The sequence below is a fragment of the Reyranella sp. genome (assembly GCF_965229815.1).
Classification (GTDB): Bacteria; Pseudomonadota; Alphaproteobacteria; order Reyranellales; family Reyranellaceae; genus Reyranella.
The window spans coordinates 17,926-33,333 of record NZ_CBDDJN010000008.1 but is presented as its reverse complement, the minus strand read 5'-3'; the positions used below and the strand labels follow the sequence as shown (position 1 = coordinate 33,333).

12 protein-coding genes and 1 pseudogene are annotated in these 15,408 nt (G+C 68.5%); 10 read left to right on the top strand and 3 right to left on the bottom strand.

From position 1 onward, the window contains the following. Positions 1-110: 110 nt before the first annotated feature. On the top strand, positions 111-746 hold the full coding sequence (locus tag ACO073_RS27720) for a hypothetical protein (protein ID WP_422002309.1): 636 nt from the start codon (positions 111-113) through the stop codon (positions 744-746). 27 nt (positions 747-773) lie between these two features. Here the strand turns inward: ACO073_RS27720 and cysE are convergent, their stop codons facing one another. The 3 genes from cysE to ACO073_RS27705 form a co-directional block, all read right to left on the bottom strand. Continuing rightward, a complete protein-coding gene (gene cysE, locus ACO073_RS27715) occupies positions 774-1,583 on the bottom strand; it encodes a serine O-acetyltransferase (protein WP_422002307.1) in 810 nt (269 codons plus the stop codon). A 96-nt stretch (positions 1,584-1,679) separates the two neighbouring features. Continuing rightward, positions 1,680-2,282, bottom strand: coding sequence for an MlaC/ttg2D family ABC transporter substrate-binding protein (locus ACO073_RS27710; RefSeq protein WP_422002305.1), 603 nt, complete (start codon positions 2,280-2,282; stop codon positions 1,680-1,682). Between the two features lie 62 nt (positions 2,283-2,344). Further along, positions 2,345-3,145, bottom strand: a complete 801-nt coding sequence (locus ACO073_RS27705; RefSeq protein ID WP_422002303.1) for an MlaA family lipoprotein — start codon at positions 3,143-3,145, stop codon at positions 2,345-2,347. A gap of 229 nt (positions 3,146-3,374) precedes the next feature. On the opposite strand from ACO073_RS27705, the gene ACO073_RS27700 reads away from it, so the two are divergent. The 9 genes and pseudogenes from ACO073_RS27700 to ACO073_RS27660 all read left to right on the top strand — a co-directional run bounded on the left by ACO073_RS27700 (position 3,375) and on the right by ACO073_RS27660 (position 15,375). Further along, on the top strand, positions 3,375-4,352 hold the full coding sequence (locus ACO073_RS27700; protein WP_422002301.1) for an ArsR/SmtB family transcription factor: 978 nt from the start codon (positions 3,375-3,377) through the stop codon (positions 4,350-4,352). Next, complete coding sequence (metF, locus tag ACO073_RS27695; protein WP_422002300.1) at positions 4,349-5,269, top strand: methylenetetrahydrofolate reductase [NAD(P)H]; 921 nt, start codon at positions 4,349-4,351, stop codon at positions 5,267-5,269. The genes ACO073_RS27700 and metF overlap by 4 nt, the downstream gene beginning before the upstream one ends. After that, positions 5,266-8,996: pseudogene (gene metH, locus ACO073_RS27690) on the top strand (methionine synthase). The gene metF and the pseudogene metH overlap by 4 nt, the downstream one beginning before the upstream one ends. Positions 8,997-9,054: 58 nt before the next feature. Then, positions 9,055-9,777, top strand: coding sequence for a sulfite exporter TauE/SafE family protein (locus ACO073_RS27685; protein ID WP_422002298.1), 723 nt, complete (start codon positions 9,055-9,057; stop codon positions 9,775-9,777). A gap of 216 nt (positions 9,778-9,993) precedes the next feature. Next, complete coding sequence (locus ACO073_RS27680) at positions 9,994-11,580, top strand: ABC transporter substrate-binding protein (protein ID WP_422002296.1); 1,587 nt, start codon at positions 9,994-9,996, stop codon at positions 11,578-11,580. Continuing rightward, positions 11,580-12,527 carry an ABC transporter permease gene (locus ACO073_RS27675; RefSeq protein ID WP_422002294.1) on the top strand — a complete coding sequence of 316 codons (948 nt, stop codon included), beginning with the start codon at positions 11,580-11,582 and terminating at the stop codon, positions 12,525-12,527. The genes ACO073_RS27680 and ACO073_RS27675 overlap by 1 nt, the downstream gene beginning before the upstream one ends. Before the next feature lies 1 nt (position 12,528). Next, a complete protein-coding gene (locus ACO073_RS27670; protein ID WP_422002292.1) occupies positions 12,529-13,428 on the top strand; it encodes an ABC transporter permease in 900 nt (299 codons plus the stop codon). Between the two features lie 13 nt (positions 13,429-13,441). After that, a complete protein-coding gene (locus ACO073_RS27665) occupies positions 13,442-14,395 on the top strand; it encodes an ABC transporter ATP-binding protein (RefSeq protein WP_422002291.1) in 954 nt (317 codons plus the stop codon). Then, positions 14,392-15,375: an ABC transporter ATP-binding protein gene (locus ACO073_RS27660; RefSeq protein ID WP_422002289.1), complete on the top strand. Its 984-nt coding sequence runs from the start codon at positions 14,392-14,394 to the stop codon at positions 15,373-15,375. The genes ACO073_RS27665 and ACO073_RS27660 overlap by 4 nt, the downstream gene beginning before the upstream one ends. Positions 15,376-15,408: the final 33 nt, after the last annotated feature.

Genomic DNA, 15,408 nt, shown 5'->3' with positions numbered 1-15,408 from the left:
TGCAGGCAGCCGTTCGTTTGGGCAATAGCACAGGCTCTGTGCGGCTTTGGGGGAAGCTGCGGCGCGCGCGGGCGACCAGCCTGGCGACGTCCCGCGGCCGTTGAGGGGACATGCTGACCGACGAGCAGCGTAGGCATATCGAGGCGGAAGAGCAGCTCCGCTACGAGATCCGCAAGCGCCTGGATGCAGACAACCCGCCGCCCCCCGCCCCGCCACCGCCACCGCCGGACCCGCCCTCGCCTGGCTTCGGCAAAAGGCTCTTCGACTTCTTCAACAGCACGCTCGGCATGTGGCTGCTGTCCTCGGTGGTCCTGACGGGCGGTGCGGCGCTGCTGCAGAACATCCAGCACCAGCACGAAGTCGAGATGAAGAACCGCGAGATGCTGGCCACCCACAAGTTCGAGATCACCAACCGCCTCGACGAGATGGAGTACGGGCTGCGCAATGCCAAGACGGTCGGCCAGGCGAAGGCGGCCATGGACAGCATGTTCAAGAGCAAGTTCCCGCTGACGCCGGAACTGCAGAACCGCAGCCTGGGGTCGCTCTACCTCACGATCTACCAGCTCGTGTCGGGGGGCGACAAACTGAAGTCGGCGGAGGCGATCAACTTCATCCGCCGGCTGGAAGAGGCCGAGCTGTCGCTCCAGGACGAGACGGACAACAACAAGCCGCTCGACGCCGACCACAAGGAAAACCTGCGCAAGCTCCTGAAGTCGATCAAGGCGCTGCACCTCGCCGCCCAGTGAGGCCGGGCGGCGGGTGACGCCGCCGCGTCAGATCCGCTGGTCCATCTCGAGCGCCGGTTCGGGCACGTCGACGCAGCCGATGATGCGCGCCGGCACGCCGGCGGCGGTGCAGCCGGCGGGCACGGGTTCCAGGACCACGCTGCCGGCGGCGATCTTGGCGCAGGCGCCGATCTCGATGTTGCCCAGCACCTTGGCGCCGGCGCCCAGCAGCACGCCGCGCCGCACCTTGGGATGGCGGTCGCCGCGCTCCTTGCCCGTGCCGCCCAGGGTGACGCCGTGCAGCATCGACACGCCGTCGTCGACGACGGCGGTCTCGCCGATCACCACGCCCGTGCCGTGATCGATGAAGATGCCCTTGCCCAGGCGGGCCCCGGGATGGATGTCGACGGCGAACAGCGAGCTGGCGCGGCTCTGCAGGAAGTGGGCGAGCGCCTGGCGGCCCTGCAGCCACAGCCAATGGGCGACGCGCGAGGTCTGCAGCGCGTGGAAGCCCTTGAACCAGAGAAGCGGATCGAGGTGCGATGTGCAGGCCGGATCGCGCTCGACCACGGCCACGACGTCGGCCCGCGCCGCCAGCCCGATCGACGGGTCGGCGTTCAGAGCCTCGTCGAAGATCTGGCGGATCAGGGCGGCCGGCACCTCGGTCGTGCTCGCCAGCCGGGCGAGGTGATAGCTCAGCGCGCCTTCGAAACGCGACTGGCTGAGGACCGTGGCATGGAGCGTTCCGGCCAGGACGGGCTCGGCGGCAGACGCAACCTGCGCAGCCTCACGGATCTTGGCCCATACCGGGTCGACGGAGCGCGGCTCCGCCTGGTTCTTCAAAACGGCGCTGTCCATATGGCGCTCTCCTCCACCCGGACCATTCGATGACATGGCGGGCCGATGATACGCCTCCCGCCGGAAAGTCTACGCCCGGCGGCACACCGGCGCAATTCAGCGGGCGCGCGACTCCAGCTCGTCGATCAGGGGCTGCACGCTGCCGCCGTTCCTCTGGATGTAGGAATTGAAATCGGAACGTCGAGTCATGACCATGCTCACGCCCTCGATCTTCACGTCGGTGATGCGCAGGCCGCTGGCGGTCTGGCGGACCTCCCAGTCGAGCTTGATCGGCCGGCCGTTGCTCTGGTCGATTTGACTCTCGACGATCGCGACGCCGTTGGGACGGTTCACCGTCTTGCCCACGGTCAGCGTCTCGCCGCCGTACTTGCCGAAGCGGTCGCTGTAGGCGCGGGCCTCGGCGGTCTCGGTCGCCCTGATGAAACGCGCCCGCTGGTCGGGCGTGGTCCGGGCCCAGTGCGTGCCGAGCGCGACCTGCGCCATGTAGGGCAGGTCGAAGCGCGTCTGCAGGACGCGCTGGATGGCGGCCTGGCGCGCCGGACCGGGCGTCGTCGACTTGATGATCTGGATCACTTCGTCGGCGGTCGCCTGGATGAGCTGGCCCGGCGACTGCTGGGCGATCGCCGGCAGGGTCGTGCCGAACGCGGCGGCAGCTGCGGCAAGACGAAGAACGACGCGGCGGGATGCGTGCAGCGGCACGATTCGCTCCTTGACTGGCTTCGAGGGCTGGAAGTCCAACGACGGAATTTTCCGCCGGTTTCTTACCGCATCAGGGCAAGGTTGTCGCGGCGCTCCAACTCGGCCTTGGTGTCGGTTTTGTCACGCTTGGCGCGAATAAGCTCGGCGCGGTTCTGCGTGTAGGCGGAGCGCAGCGCGGCATAGTAGTCGACACTGTTCTTCTCGAGATCGTCGAGCGCGAAGATCGTGCGCGACCGGTAGTCGATCACGTTCAGCGCATAGCGCGGGCCCGTGTAGTAGAACCAGTCCCAGTTGAAGGCGATGGGCAGGATCTGGAACGGGTCGATCGCATAGTCGATCATGAGGCCGGTGGCGTCGCGGGCGTTCGACGGGCCGATCAGCGGCAGGACGAGGTAGAAGCCGCCATTCTCCGGTTCGACGCCCTTGCCCGCCCACAGGCCGATCGTCTGGCCGGCATCTTCCTTGGTGCGCTCCAGGCCGAACGAGGCCGCGACATCGAACAGGCCGGCGACGCCGATCGTGCTGTTGACCAGGAAGCGCGCCATCGTCGTCGCGGCACGGCTGGGATCGCCCTGGAAGACCTCGTTGATGGCCGTCACGGGCTCGCCGAGATTGTCGAGCAGGTTGCGGACGCTCTTCTGCGCCTTCTCCGGCACCCAGTCGCGGTACAGCACCGCGATCGGCCGGATGGCCATGATGTCGACGGCGCGGTTGATCGAGAAGATGAAGCGGTTCGGAGTCTCGATGGGGTCCCAGACCTCCGCGGCGCCGGTGTCGCCGGACGCGCATCCTCCGAGCAACCCAGCGGCCAGGGCCGCCGCGGCGACCGCGCGCCGGGCGCCAGCCGTCATCGACTTGGACACGCTTCCCAACATCTATGTCTACCCCGGGTCCATCCCCCGAGCCCGGGCAATTCCGGGCCGGAACATCCGAAACGGCGCGCCGGCCGTCCCCCTACAGAGAGTGTTGCATACGGCGACGGTGGTTTGAAGTGCATACGCCGGGGAGGTTTGTATCGGATTTTTCGCACGTGTCCTGAACACCGAAGATTCATATTGCCATACATAAAGATATACTTATATTATTCATCTTGTGGACCACTTGCTCACCCTGTTGCGCGCCGCCGCCGAGGACACGCGGCTGCGCATCCTGGCGCTGGCGGCGCGCGAGGACCTGACGGTCAGCGACTACGTGCACGTGCTGGGGCAGAGCCAGCCGCGCGTGTCGCGGCATCTGAAGCTCCTCGTCGAGGCCGGCCTGCTCGAGCGCTTCCGCGAGGCCCAGTTCACCCGTTTCCGCCTGGTCACCGGCGGCGACGATGCCGCGCTGGTGCACGAATTCGTGCGCCGGCTCGATCCCAAGCATGTGCGGATCGCCGCCGACCGGGCCCGCCTCGACGCCCTGCAGCAGCGCCGCCAGACGGCCGCCGTCCGCTTCTTCCGCGACAATGCCCAGCGCTGGGACGAGCTGCGCGCGCTGCACGTCGCCGACCGCGAGATCGAGCGCGCGCTGGTCCATCATCTTCCCGCCGGCGCCCGGCGCCTGCTCGACATCGGCACCGGCACCGGCCGGCTGCTCGAGGTGCTGGCGCCCCGGGTCGAGCAGGCCGTCGGCGTCGACCAGTCGCGCGAGATGCTGGCGCTGGCCCGCGCCAACCTCGCGCGCGCGGCCATCGACAATGTCGAGATCCGGCAGGGCGACATGTACGCCCTGCCCTTCGAGGCCGACGCCTTCGACGTCGTCACCATCCACCACGTGCTGCACTATGCCGACGATCCGGCGGCGGCGCTGAGCGAGGCGGCGCGCGTGGTGCGGCCGGGCGGCGTCGTGCTGGTGGTCGACTTCTCGCCGCACGATCTCGTCGAGCTGAAGCGCGAGCATGCCCATGTCCATCTCGGCTTCGCCGACAACCAGGTCCAGGGCTGGCTGAGGAGCGCGGGGCTGAGCCCGCTCGAGCCGATCCACTTTCCCGGCCGCCGCCTGATGACCGGCATCTGGCGCGGCGAGCGCGAGGCGCCGGCGCGCGCCGTGCGCCACGTCCCCTCTCCCGTCCAAGGAGTTCCCCGATGAGTCCCGACACCGGCCCGCTGGGCGGCCCCTACAGCAGCACGGCTGCCGAGTTCCCGGCGCGCGCGCCGCAGCGGCTGCAGGTCTCCTTCGAGTTCTCGCCGCCCAAGACCGAGGCGGCCGAGCGGACGCTCTGGGAGACGGTGACGCGCCTCGCGCCGCTCAGGCCCGCCTTCTTCTCGGTGACCTACGGCGCTGGCGGCTCGACCCGCCAGCGCACGCACGAGACCGTGGTCCGCCTGAAGAAGGAGACGGGCATCGACCCCGCCGCCCATCTCACCTGCGTCGGCGCCACGCAGGCCGAGATCGACGAGATTGCGCGCGCCTACTGGGATGCCGGCATCCGCCACATCGTGGCGCTGCGCGGCGATCCGCCGACCGGCATGGGCGGCAAGTACAGTCCGCACCCCGGCGGCTACGCCAACGCCGCCGCCCTGATCGCCGGCCTGAAGAAGATCGGCGACTTCCAGATCAGCGCCGCCGGCTACCCGGAGAAGCACCCGGATTCGACCGATGTCCGCGCCGACATCGAGAACCTCAAGCGCAAGGTGGATGCCGGCGCCGACCGCTGCATCACCCAGTTCTTCTTCGAGGCCGACGACTTCCTGCGCTTCCGCGACCTCGCCACGGCGGCCGGCATCCACGTTCCGATCGTCCCGGGGATCATGCCGGTGACCAACTTCCAGGGCATCACCAAGATGGCCGGCCTGTGCGGATCCAAGGTGCCGGCCTGGCTGGCCAGCCTGTTCGAGGGGCTGAACGACGACGCCGAGACGCGGCGCCTGATCGCCGCGACCGTCGCCGGCGACCTGTGCCGCCGTCTGCGCGACGAGGGGATCGACCAGTTCCACTTCTATACGCTGAACCGCGCCGACCTGACCTTCGCGATCTGCCATCTGCTGGGAGTGCGCCCCCAATGACCCTTCGACAGAGCTCAGGGCGGACAAGGGCGGAGAAGGCCCGGCAGCTGCGCGAGATCGCCGGCGAGCGCATCCTGGTGAAGGATGGCCCGTATGGCTCCATGATCCAGACCTACCGGCTGGACGAGGCGGGCTATCGCGGCGGGCGCGACTTCGCGAGCGACCAGAAGGGCAACAACGATCTCCTGAACCTGACGCGACCCGACGTCGTGGGCGAGATCTGCAAGGCCTATATCGACGCCGGTGCCGACATCCTGGCGACCAACACCTTCAACGCCAACGCGATCAGCCTCGGCGACTACGGCATTCCCGGCATGGCGCGCGAGATCAACCTGGCGGCCGCCCGCCTGACGCGGGCCTGCGCCGACGAGGCCACCGCCCGCGATCCCGCCAAGCCGCGCTTCGTCGTGGGCGCGCTCGGGCCCACCAACAAGACCCTCTCGGTGTCGCCCAACGTCAACGATCCCGGCTTCCGCGCCGTTACCTTCGACGAGATGAAGGGCATCTACCGCGAGCAGATCGACGGGCTGCTGGACGGCGGCGTCGACTTCGTCCTGATCGAGACGGTGTTCGACACGCTGAACGCCAAGGCCGCGCTGGTCGCCGCCGACGAGGCGGCCGAGGCACGGGGCGAGGAGCTGCCGGTCATGGTCTCCATGACCCTGACCGATCTCGCCGGCCGCAACCTCTCGGGGCAGACCGTCGAGGCCTTCTGGCACTCGGTGCGGCATGCGAAGCCGCTGACCATGGGACTGAACTGCAGCTTCGGCGCGACCGAGCTGCACCCCTACGTCAACGCGCTCAACCCCCAGGTCGACGGCATGGTCTGCGTCTATCCCAACGCCGGCCTGCCCAACGAGCTCGGGGCCTACGACGAGCCGCCGGAGATGACGGCCCGGCTGGTCCGGGGCTGGGCCGACAACGGCTGGCTCAACATGGTCGGCGGCTGCTGCGGCACGACGCCGGCCCACATCAAGGCGATCGCCGAGGCGGTCAAGGGCGTGAAGCCGCGGCAGTGGCATGCCCTGCCCCCGGCGCTCCGACTGTCCGGCATGGAGGCGGCGAGTTTCTTCTGATGAGTGACGAACCCACCAGCGAGGGCGCCACGGCCCAGCGTGCCACCTTCATCAACATCGGCGAGCGCACCAACGTCACCGGATCGGCGAGGTTCAAGAAGCTGATCCTGGAAGGCGACTATGGCGCCGCCATCGAGGTCGCCCGCCAGCAGGTCGAGAGCGGTGCGCAGATCATCGACGTCAACATGGACGAAGGCCTGCTCGATGCCGAACTGGCGATGGACACGTTCCTGAAGCTGATCGCCGCCGAGCCCGACATCGCCCGCGTGCCGATCATGATCGACAGCTCCAAGTGGAGCGTCATCGAGGCCGGATTGAAGTGCGTCGCCGGCAAGCCGATCGTGAACTCGATCTCCATGAAGGAGGGCGTCGAGCCCTTCATCGCCCAGGCCCGCAAGGTGCGGCGCTACGGCGCCGCCGTCGTGGTGATGGCCTTCGACGAGAAGGGCCAGGCCGATACCAGGCAGCGCAAGGTCGAGATCTGCTGCCGCGCCTACGACATCCTGGTGAACCAGGTCGGCTTCCCGGCCGAGGACATCATCTTCGATCCCAACATCTTCGCCGTCGCCACCGGCATCGAGGAGCACAACAACTACGGCGTCGACTTCATCGAGGCGACGCGCGAGATCAAGGCGCGCTGCCTCGACGTCAAGATCTCGGGCGGCGTCAGCAACCTCAGCTTCGCCTTCCGCGGCAACGAGCCGGTGCGCAAGGCCATGCACTCGGTGTTCCTGTACCACGCGATCCAGGCCGGCATGGACATGGGCATCGTCAATGCCGGCCAGCTCGAGGTCTACGACCAGATCCCGCAGGAACTGCGCGACGCCTGCGAGGACGTCATCCTCAACCGCAACCCCGACGCCACGGAACGGCTGCTCGAACTCGCCCCCAAGTACAAGGGCACCGGCGAGGTCACCGAGACGCAGGACGCCGAATGGCGCAGCTGGCCGGTCGAGAAGCGGCTGGAGCACGCGCTGGTCAAGGGCATGGACCAGTTCGTGGTCGCCGACACCGAGGAGGCGCGCCAGCAGATCGCGCGGCCGATCGAGGTCATCGAGGGCCCGCTGATGGCCGGCATGAACGTGGTCGGCGATCTCTTCGGCGCCGGCAAGATGTTCCTGCCGCAGGTCGTCAAGAGCGCCCGCGTCATGAAGAAGGCGGTCGCCCACCTGCTGCCCTACATCGAGGCGGAGAAGACCGCGACGTCGCGGCCCAAGGGCAAGATCGTCATGGCGACGGTCAAGGGCGACGTCCACGACATCGGCAAGAACATCGTCGGCGTGGTCCTGCAGTGCAACAACTTCGAGGTCATCGATCTTGGCGTCATGGTGCCGTTCCAGGAGATCCTCAAGTCGGCCAACGACAACAAGGCCGACATCATCGGCCTGTCGGGGTTGATCACGCCGTCGCTCGACGAGATGGTGACGGTGGCCGAGGAGATGACGCGCCAGGGCTTCCACCTGCCGCTGCTGATCGGCGGCGCCACGACGTCCAAGGTCCACACCGCGCTTCGGATTGCGCCGCGCTACAAGGGCACGACCGTGCATGTGCTCGACGCCTCGCGCGCGGTCGGCGTGTGCACCGCCCTGGTCTCGGAGTCGGGCGCCCAGGCGGCCGATTTCGCCGCCAAGGTCGCCAGCGAGTACGAAGCGATCCGGATCGAGCGCGCCGGCGGCCCCAAGGAAAAGCTGATCACGCTGCAGGCCGCTCGCGCCAACGCCTTCAAGATCGACTGGGCGGCCTACACGCCGCCCAGGCCGGCCATCGCCGGCACCCGGGTGTTCGCCGAGTATCCGCTGCACGAGCTGGTCGAGCGCATCGACTGGACGCCGTTCTTTCGTGCCTGGGAGCTGGCCGGCAACTATCCGGCGATCCTCGAGGACAAGATCGTCGGCGAAAGCGCACGCAAGCTCTACGCCGACGCGCGCAAGATGCTCGAGCTCATCGTGCGCGAGAAGTGGCTGACCGCCAAGGGCGTTGTCGCCTTCTGGCCGTGCCGGCGCGACGGCGACGACGTGGTGCTGTTCGAGGACGACACCCATGCCAAGGAAGTGTCGCGGCTGTACTTCCTGCGCCAGCAGATCGAGAAGCGTGCCCCGCGCGCCAACATGTGCCTGGCCGACTTCATCTCGCCGAAGGCCGACTGGATCGGCGGCTTCGCCGTGACGGCAGGCCACGGCATCGAGGCCCATCTCGCCCGCTTCAAGGCCGATCACGACGACTATTCCGACATCCTGCTGAAGGCGCTGGCCGACCGTCTGGCCGAGGCCTTCGCCGAGCGCCTGCACGAGCGCGTGCGCAAGACGCTGTGGGGCTACGCGCCCGACGAGGCCCTGGGCAACGACGAGCTGGTGCGCGAGAAGTATCGCGGCATCCGGCCGGCGCCGGGATATCCCGCCTGCCCCGACCACAGCCAGAAGCCCGAACTGTTCCGGCTGCTCAACGCGGGCCAGAACGCCGGCATCAGCCTCACCGAGAGCTTCGCCATGCTGCCGACGGCGGCGGTGTCGGGATACTACTTCGCCCATCCCGAGGCGCAGTATTTCGGCGTCGCCCGCATCGACCGCGATCAGGTCGAGGACTATGCGCGGCGGCGCGGCGTGCCGATCGAGCAGGCGGAGAAGTGGCTGCGGCCGAACCTCGGCTACTAGCGGAGCGCGGACCTCCAGGTCCGCAGGAGCATGAGCGGACCGGGAGGTCCGCGCTCCGATGACCTATGCGCTCGTCCTGGTCGTCGGCTTCGTCGCCGGCACCGTGAGCGGCATCGTCGGCACCGGCGCGACCATCATCCTGCTGCCCGTCCTCGTCTTCGCCTTCGGACCGCGCGAGGCGGTGCCCATCATGGCGGTCGTCGCCCTGATGTCGAACTTCGCCAAGATCACCTCGTGGTGGAAGGAGATCGACTGGCGCGCCTGCGGCGCCTACGCGCTGGGGGGCATTCCCGCGGCCGCGCTCGGCGCGCGCACGCTGCTGGTCCTGCCCGAGCGCGCCGTCGACGTCGCGCTCGGTCTCTTCTTCCTGGTCATGGTGCCCGGTCGGCGCTGGCTGGCGCGGCGCCGGCTCTCGCTCGGCTTCGCCGGCCTGATGCTGGCCGGTGCCGCCATCGGCTTCCTGACCGGCATCGTCGTCTCGACCGGACCGCTCAGCGTCCCGGCCTTCACCGCCTACGGCCTCGTCAAGGGCGCCTTCATCGCCACCGAGGCCGCGGGTTCGCTGGCACTCTATGTCAGCAAGGCCATCACCTTCCGGCAGTTCGGCGCCCTGCCGCTCGACATCGTGGTGAAGGGCCTGATCACGGGATCCTCGGTGATGGCCGGCACCTACACGGCGCGCCTGATCGTCGAGCGCCTGAGCGTGAAGACGTTCCAGAACCTGCTCGACGGCGTGATGGTGATCGCCGGCATCGCCCTCCTATGGGCAGCGCTGCGATAGATCGCGGCCGACAAGGCGAGTTGCAGCTGTAAAATTCTCTCGCGCCGTTGATCAATCGGCAGGCAATCGCCGCATCGATGCACGCTTCGTAAACGCCACGCCCGGAAATGCCGTCCGCGAGCCCGTCGGCGAAGCCTGACTCCAGCGCACCGGCGCAGCATGGCACGGGACATGCAGAGCCTCTGTAGAGCTCATCGGGGAACATGGAGTGTCCAGATGCAGATCGATCACAAGCAGACTCTCGCCAATCGTTTGGCCGCGCGCTTCTCCCGCCGTCGTCTCATGCAGGGACTGGGCGCCGGTGCAGCCGCTGCCGTCCTGCCTACAGCCGCCTCCGCCAACGGCGGACACATCAAGCTCGCCTGGATCGACTTCGTCGACACGCTCGACCCGCATTTCACGGGCTATCTCGGCGCCATCAAGATCCACAACAACATCTACAACGGCCTGCTCAAGATCACCTACGACGGCGAGAAGGTCGCGTTCGTGCCCGACCTCGCCGAATCGTGGAAGCTGCTCGACGACAAGACGCACGTCTTCAAGCTGCACAGCGGCGTGAAGTTCCACGACGGCGAGCCGTGCGACGCCGAAGCCGTGAAATGGAGCGTCGAGCGCGTGTGGAAAGGCACGCCGAAATCGCCGCATGCCTGGAAGTACGAATATCTCGAGAGCGTCGAGGTCGTCGACCCGCTGACGGTCAAGCTCACCTTCAACAAGCCCTACGCCTTCCTGCCGGTGGCGCTGACCGGCAGCACCGGGCGCGCCGGAACGATCGTGCCGCGCAAGGCCGTCGAGAAGTACGGCAAGGACTTCGGACGCAATCCGGTCGGCACCGGGCCGTTCAAGTTCGTGAGCTGGCGCGAGAACGATTCGATCGTGCTGGAGCGCAATCCCGACTATTTCGAGAAGGGCCTGCCCAAGCTCGAGCGCGCGACCTTCCTCATCATGAAGGAGGCGTCGAGCGCGGTCGCGGCGATGCTGGCCGGCCGCGTCGACGGCATGAGCAACAGCCCGCTGCAGTTCATCAACCAGCTCAAGGCCAACCCCAACCTCAAGGTCTATGGCGAGATCGAGGGCAACTACTCCCTGATCGCCATGAACTGCCGCCGTCCGCCGTTCGACGACGTCAACCTGCGCCGTGCCGTGGGCTTCGCGATCGACCGCGAGACGCTCATCAAGCAGGCGTTCTTCGGCGCGGGCATTCCCGCCTACACGCCGATCTCGCCGCCCATGACGGGTTTCTTCGACAAGAACATCGCCAAGAGCGGGCGCGGCCAGTTCCTCGACCTCGACAAGGCCAAGGCGTTCCGCGCCAAGGCGAAGGAGCAGGGACCGGTCGAGGTCGCCTTCCTGACCTCCGAGCAGGGCCAGTACGGCACCCGGGTCGCCCAGACGATCGTGCCGATGCTCGACAAGATCGGCATCAAGGCCAAGCTCGAGCTGGTCGAGCGCGCCACCTGGGTGAGCCGCCGAAATGCCGGCGAGTTCGACATGCTGGACATGACCTGGTCGGCCGATCTCGATCCCGACGAGACGATCTTCCCCGAATGGCATTCCGGGAAGGCGTGGAACTTCTCGGGCTGGGCGAACCCGGAATTCGACAAGCTCGTCGAGCAGGCGCAGGTGATCCTCGACGTCAAGGCGCGGCGCGACCTCTACGTCAAGGCCGAGGACATCCTCATGGACGAGGCGCCGATGGCGATCCTGACCCACATGCCGGAGTTCAAGATCCTCAGCACGAAGGTCAAGGGCTTCAAGTACATTCCGGCCGACAGCCTGGATCTGCACACCGTGAGCCTCTGATGCTGCGCCGGGGGCTGCTGAAACTTCTGCAGACCGCCGTCGTCCTCCTGATCGTCTCCGCCGTCAGCTTCAGCGTGCTGAAGCTGGCGCCGGGCGATCCGGTCGAGCTCATGCTCGGCGAGGAATACTCCAAGGAGGCCCACCAGGAGCTGATGGTGAAGCTCGGCCTCGACCGGCCGATGCCCGAGCAGTACATCGACTGGCTGGAGCGCTTCGTCCATGGCGACTGGGGCACCTCCTTCGTCAGCCGCACCCCGATCTTCCAGTACGCCTTCGTCGAGGCGCTGCCGGTGACGCTCGTCCTGTCGGCGGCGGCCCTCGGTCTCGCCATCCTGATCGGCGTGCCTCTCGGCATCGTCTCGGCGGTCCGGAAGGACACGGGCTGGGACGCGGCGGCGGCGGCCTTCTCGCTGACGGGCTCGGCCTTCCCCAGCTTCTACCTCGGCATCCTGCTGATCTGGATCTTCGGCGTCGCCTTCGGCCTCTTTCCGACCATGGGCTTCGTGGCGCCCTGGGAGAATTTCCGCGACGGGCTGTACCATCTCGTCCTGCCGGCCATCACGCTCAGCACGCCCTTCATGGCGCTGATCGTACGGATCACCCGCGCCAACCTCGTCGAGACGCTGGAGCAGCCCTACATCGCCGCCGCGCGGGCGCGCGGCGAGCCGGAATGGCGGGTCATCTGGATCCACGGCATGCGCAACGCCCTGATGCCGCTGGTCACCATCATCGGCCTCCAGCTCGGCTCGCTGCTGCACGGCGCGGTCCTGACCGAGACGGTGTTCTCCCTGCCCGGCCTCGGCCGCATGATCACCGATGCGGTGCTGAACCGCGAGTACATGGTCGTCCAGGCCGGAGTCATGGTGACAGGCTGCCTGGTGATCCTGACCAACCTCGTGGTCGACCTGTCCTATCCGATCCTCGACCCGCGCCTCAGGCCGCGCTGAGATGGTCGCCCACGACATCCCGCTGCGCATGGTCGACGAGGCGCCGTCGCGGCCGAAGGCCTTCGTGCGGGCGCTTCCGGGGATGCTGCGGCGCCGGCCCTTCCTCGTCATCGCCGCGCTCGTCTCGGCCGCCTTCCTGTTCGCCGCGATCTTCGCGCCGTGGGTCGCGCCCTACGATCCGGCCTACCAGGATTCCGACCATCTGATGTCGCCGCCCAGCCTGCTCCACTGGTGCGGCACCGATTCGTTCGGCCAGGACCTGCTGTCGCGCGTCATCTACGGCACGCGCTACGTCTTCCTGATCGGCTTCCTGTCGGTCGCCCTCGGCGCCGCCGGCGGCCTCGCGATCGGGCTGGCGGCCGGCCTGCTCAAGGGGCCGGTCGAATGGGGGCTGATGCGCTTCGTCGACGCCATCCTGGCCCTACCCTCGCTGATCATGGCGATCACGTTCATCTCCATCCTGGGGCCGGGCGTCGACAACGTGATCTACGCCGTGGGCTTCGCCCTGGTCGGGCCGTTCGCCCGCACCGTGCGCGCCGACGTCCTGCAGGTCCGCACCCAGGCCTTCGTCGAGGCCGCCGGGCTGATGGGGGTGAGGCGCCTGCGGATCGTCTGGCGCCACATCCTGCCGAACGTGATCTTTCCGCTCGCCGTCCAGGCCACCGTGCGGATCAGCGAGGCGATCCTGGTGTCCTCCGGACTGTCCTTCCTCGGCCTCGGCGTCGTGCCGCCGGCGCCCGACTGGGGCCTGATGATCGCGGAGGGCCGGGCCTTCATCAGCATCGTGCCGTGGATCTCCGGCGTGCCGGGCGCGGCGCTCGCCCTCCTGCTGATCGCCCTCAGCATCGTGGGCGACGGCGTCCGCGAGCGCTTCGATCCCAAGCTGCGCACCAACCGCTAGGCAGGGGATCGCGATGCCGCTCGACCAAGCGCTGCTCTCCTTCAGCCGTCTGTCGCTGGCGCGCAACGGCCATTCGGTGCTCGATCGCGTCAGCTTCGAGCTCGGCCGCGGCGAGACGCTGGGAATGGTGGGCGAATCGGGAGCCGGCAAGTCGACCATCGCCCTCGTCGCAATCGGGCTGCTGCGACCGCCCGCGGTCTCGCTGGAGGGCAGCATGGCCTTCGCCGGCCGGGACGACCTTCTGGCCGAGCCCGAGGCGACGTGGGCCGGCCTGCGCGGCCGGCACATCGGCATGATCTTCCAGGATCCGGCCTCCGCCCTCGACCCCTGCTACACGGTCGGCCGCCAGCTCACCGACCCGCTGCGGCGCCTGCTCGGCCTGACGCGCGCGGCAGCGCGCAAGCGCGCCATCGAGCTGCTGGAGAGCGCCGGGCTGAACGACGCGGAGGCGCGGCTCGCCGCCTTCCCCCACGAACTGTCCGGCGGCATGCAGCAGCGCGTGATGATCGCCATCGCGCTCGCCTGCAACCCCGACCTGCTGCTGGCCGACGAGCCGACCAGCGCGCTCGACGTCACCATCCAGGCGCAGATCATGCAGCTCATCCTGCGCCAGGTGCGCGCCCGCGACGCGAGCTGCATCTTCGTGCTGCACGACCTGGCGCTCGCCTCGCAGGTCTGCGACCGGATCGTCGTGCTCTATGCCGGGCAGGTCGTAGAGGCCGGCGACACCGGGACGGTCCTGCGGCGATCGCTGCATCCCTATACCCAGGCCCTCAAATCCTGCGTGATCGAGCTCGACACCGAGACGCTGACGCCGCCCGAGGGCGGCCTGCCGGCGCTGGGCGCCATGCCGGCGGGCTGCCGCTTCGCGCCGCGCTGCCCGCGCGCCACGGCCAAATGCACGACGAGCACGCCGCCCCTGCGCCGCCTCGACGAGCGCGATGTCGCCTGCTGGCACCCGGGATGATGGAGACGCAGCCGATCTTCCGCCTTCTCGATGTCGAGAAGGTCTACCGGATCGACCGCAGCGGCTGGGCGCGGCTCGGCGGTGCGCCGCCGCGGCGGCTGGCGGCGCTCGACGGCGTGCGCCTGACGGTGGAGCCCGGCGACAGCGTCGCCCTCGTGGGCGAGAGCGGCTCGGGCAAGTCGACCCTGCTGCGGGTGCTGCTCGGCCTGACCGAGGCCAGCAACGGCCGCGCGCTCTATCGCGAGGACGACATCGAGACCCTGGCCGACGACAAGCGCCGCGCCTTCCAGCGCGACGTGGCGATGGTCTACCAGGATGCGCGCGGCTCGCTCAATCCGCGCCTCAGCGTGCTCGACCTGGTGGGCGAGCCGCTCCGCCAGCATGCGCTCTGCCCCGCGTCGGCGCTGCACCGGCGCGTCGTCTCGCTGCTGGAGCGCGTCGGCCTGCCCGCCGAGACGGTGCATCGCTACCCGAGCCAGCTCTCGGGCGGCCAGGTCCGCCGCGTCGCGATCGCGCGCGCGCTGGCCTCCGAGCCGCGGGTCATCGTGGCCGACGAGGCAGTGTCGGGTCTCGACGTGTCGACCCAGGCCCAGCTCCTCAACCTGCTGCGCGGCCTGCAGCAGGAGATGGGGCTGACGCTCCTGTTCATCACCCACGACCTTGCCGTGGCGAGCTATCTCTGCCGGCGGATCGCGGTCATGTATCTCGGCCGGATCGTCGAGACGGGTCCGACACGGGAGGTGCTGCGCCAGCCGCTGCACCCCTATACCCGCGCGCTGCTCGAGGCCTCGCCGCGCTTCTTCCAGCCGATCGCCGAGACGCTGGCCGGCGAGATCCCGAGCCCGATCGACCTGCCGCCGGGCTGCCGGTTCGCCGGCCGCTGCCCACGCGCGGCGGCAGATTGCCGCGCCCACGAGCCGCCGCTCGGGCCGGCCGGTCACGACCGGGACGTCGCCTGCCTGCACCCGCTCGTCGACTGAGGCTGCCGGCCGATTGCCGTCGGCCATCGCGGC

What these genes read in the sequence shown, in the direction of transcription:
- ACO073_RS27665 (WP_422002291.1), top strand. Translation starts at nt 13,442, where the DNA reads ATGCCGCTCGACCAAGCGCTGCTCTCCTTCAGCCGTCTGTCGCTGGCG.
- ACO073_RS27680 (WP_422002296.1), top strand. Translation starts at nt 9,994, where the DNA reads ATGCAGATCGATCACAAGCAGACTCTCGCCAATCGTTTGGCCGCGCGC.
- ACO073_RS27720 (WP_422002309.1), top strand. Translation starts at nt 111, where the DNA reads ATGCTGACCGACGAGCAGCGTAGGCATATCGAGGCGGAAGAGCAGCTC.
- ACO073_RS27670 (WP_422002292.1), top strand. Translation starts at nt 12,529, where the DNA reads ATGGTCGCCCACGACATCCCGCTGCGCATGGTCGACGAGGCGCCGTCG.
- ACO073_RS27685 (WP_422002298.1), top strand. Translation starts at nt 9,055, where the DNA reads ATGACCTATGCGCTCGTCCTGGTCGTCGGCTTCGTCGCCGGCACCGTG.
- ACO073_RS27675 (WP_422002294.1), top strand. Translation starts at nt 11,580, where the DNA reads ATGCTGCGCCGGGGGCTGCTGAAACTTCTGCAGACCGCCGTCGTCCTC.
- cysE (WP_422002307.1), bottom strand. Translation starts at nt 1,583, where the DNA reads ATGGACAGCGCCGTTTTGAAGAACCAGGCGGAGCCGCGCTCCGTCGAC.
- metF (WP_422002300.1), top strand. Translation starts at nt 4,349, where the DNA reads ATGAGTCCCGACACCGGCCCGCTGGGCGGCCCCTACAGCAGCACGGCT.
- ACO073_RS27660 (WP_422002289.1), top strand. Translation starts at nt 14,392, where the DNA reads ATGATGGAGACGCAGCCGATCTTCCGCCTTCTCGATGTCGAGAAGGTC.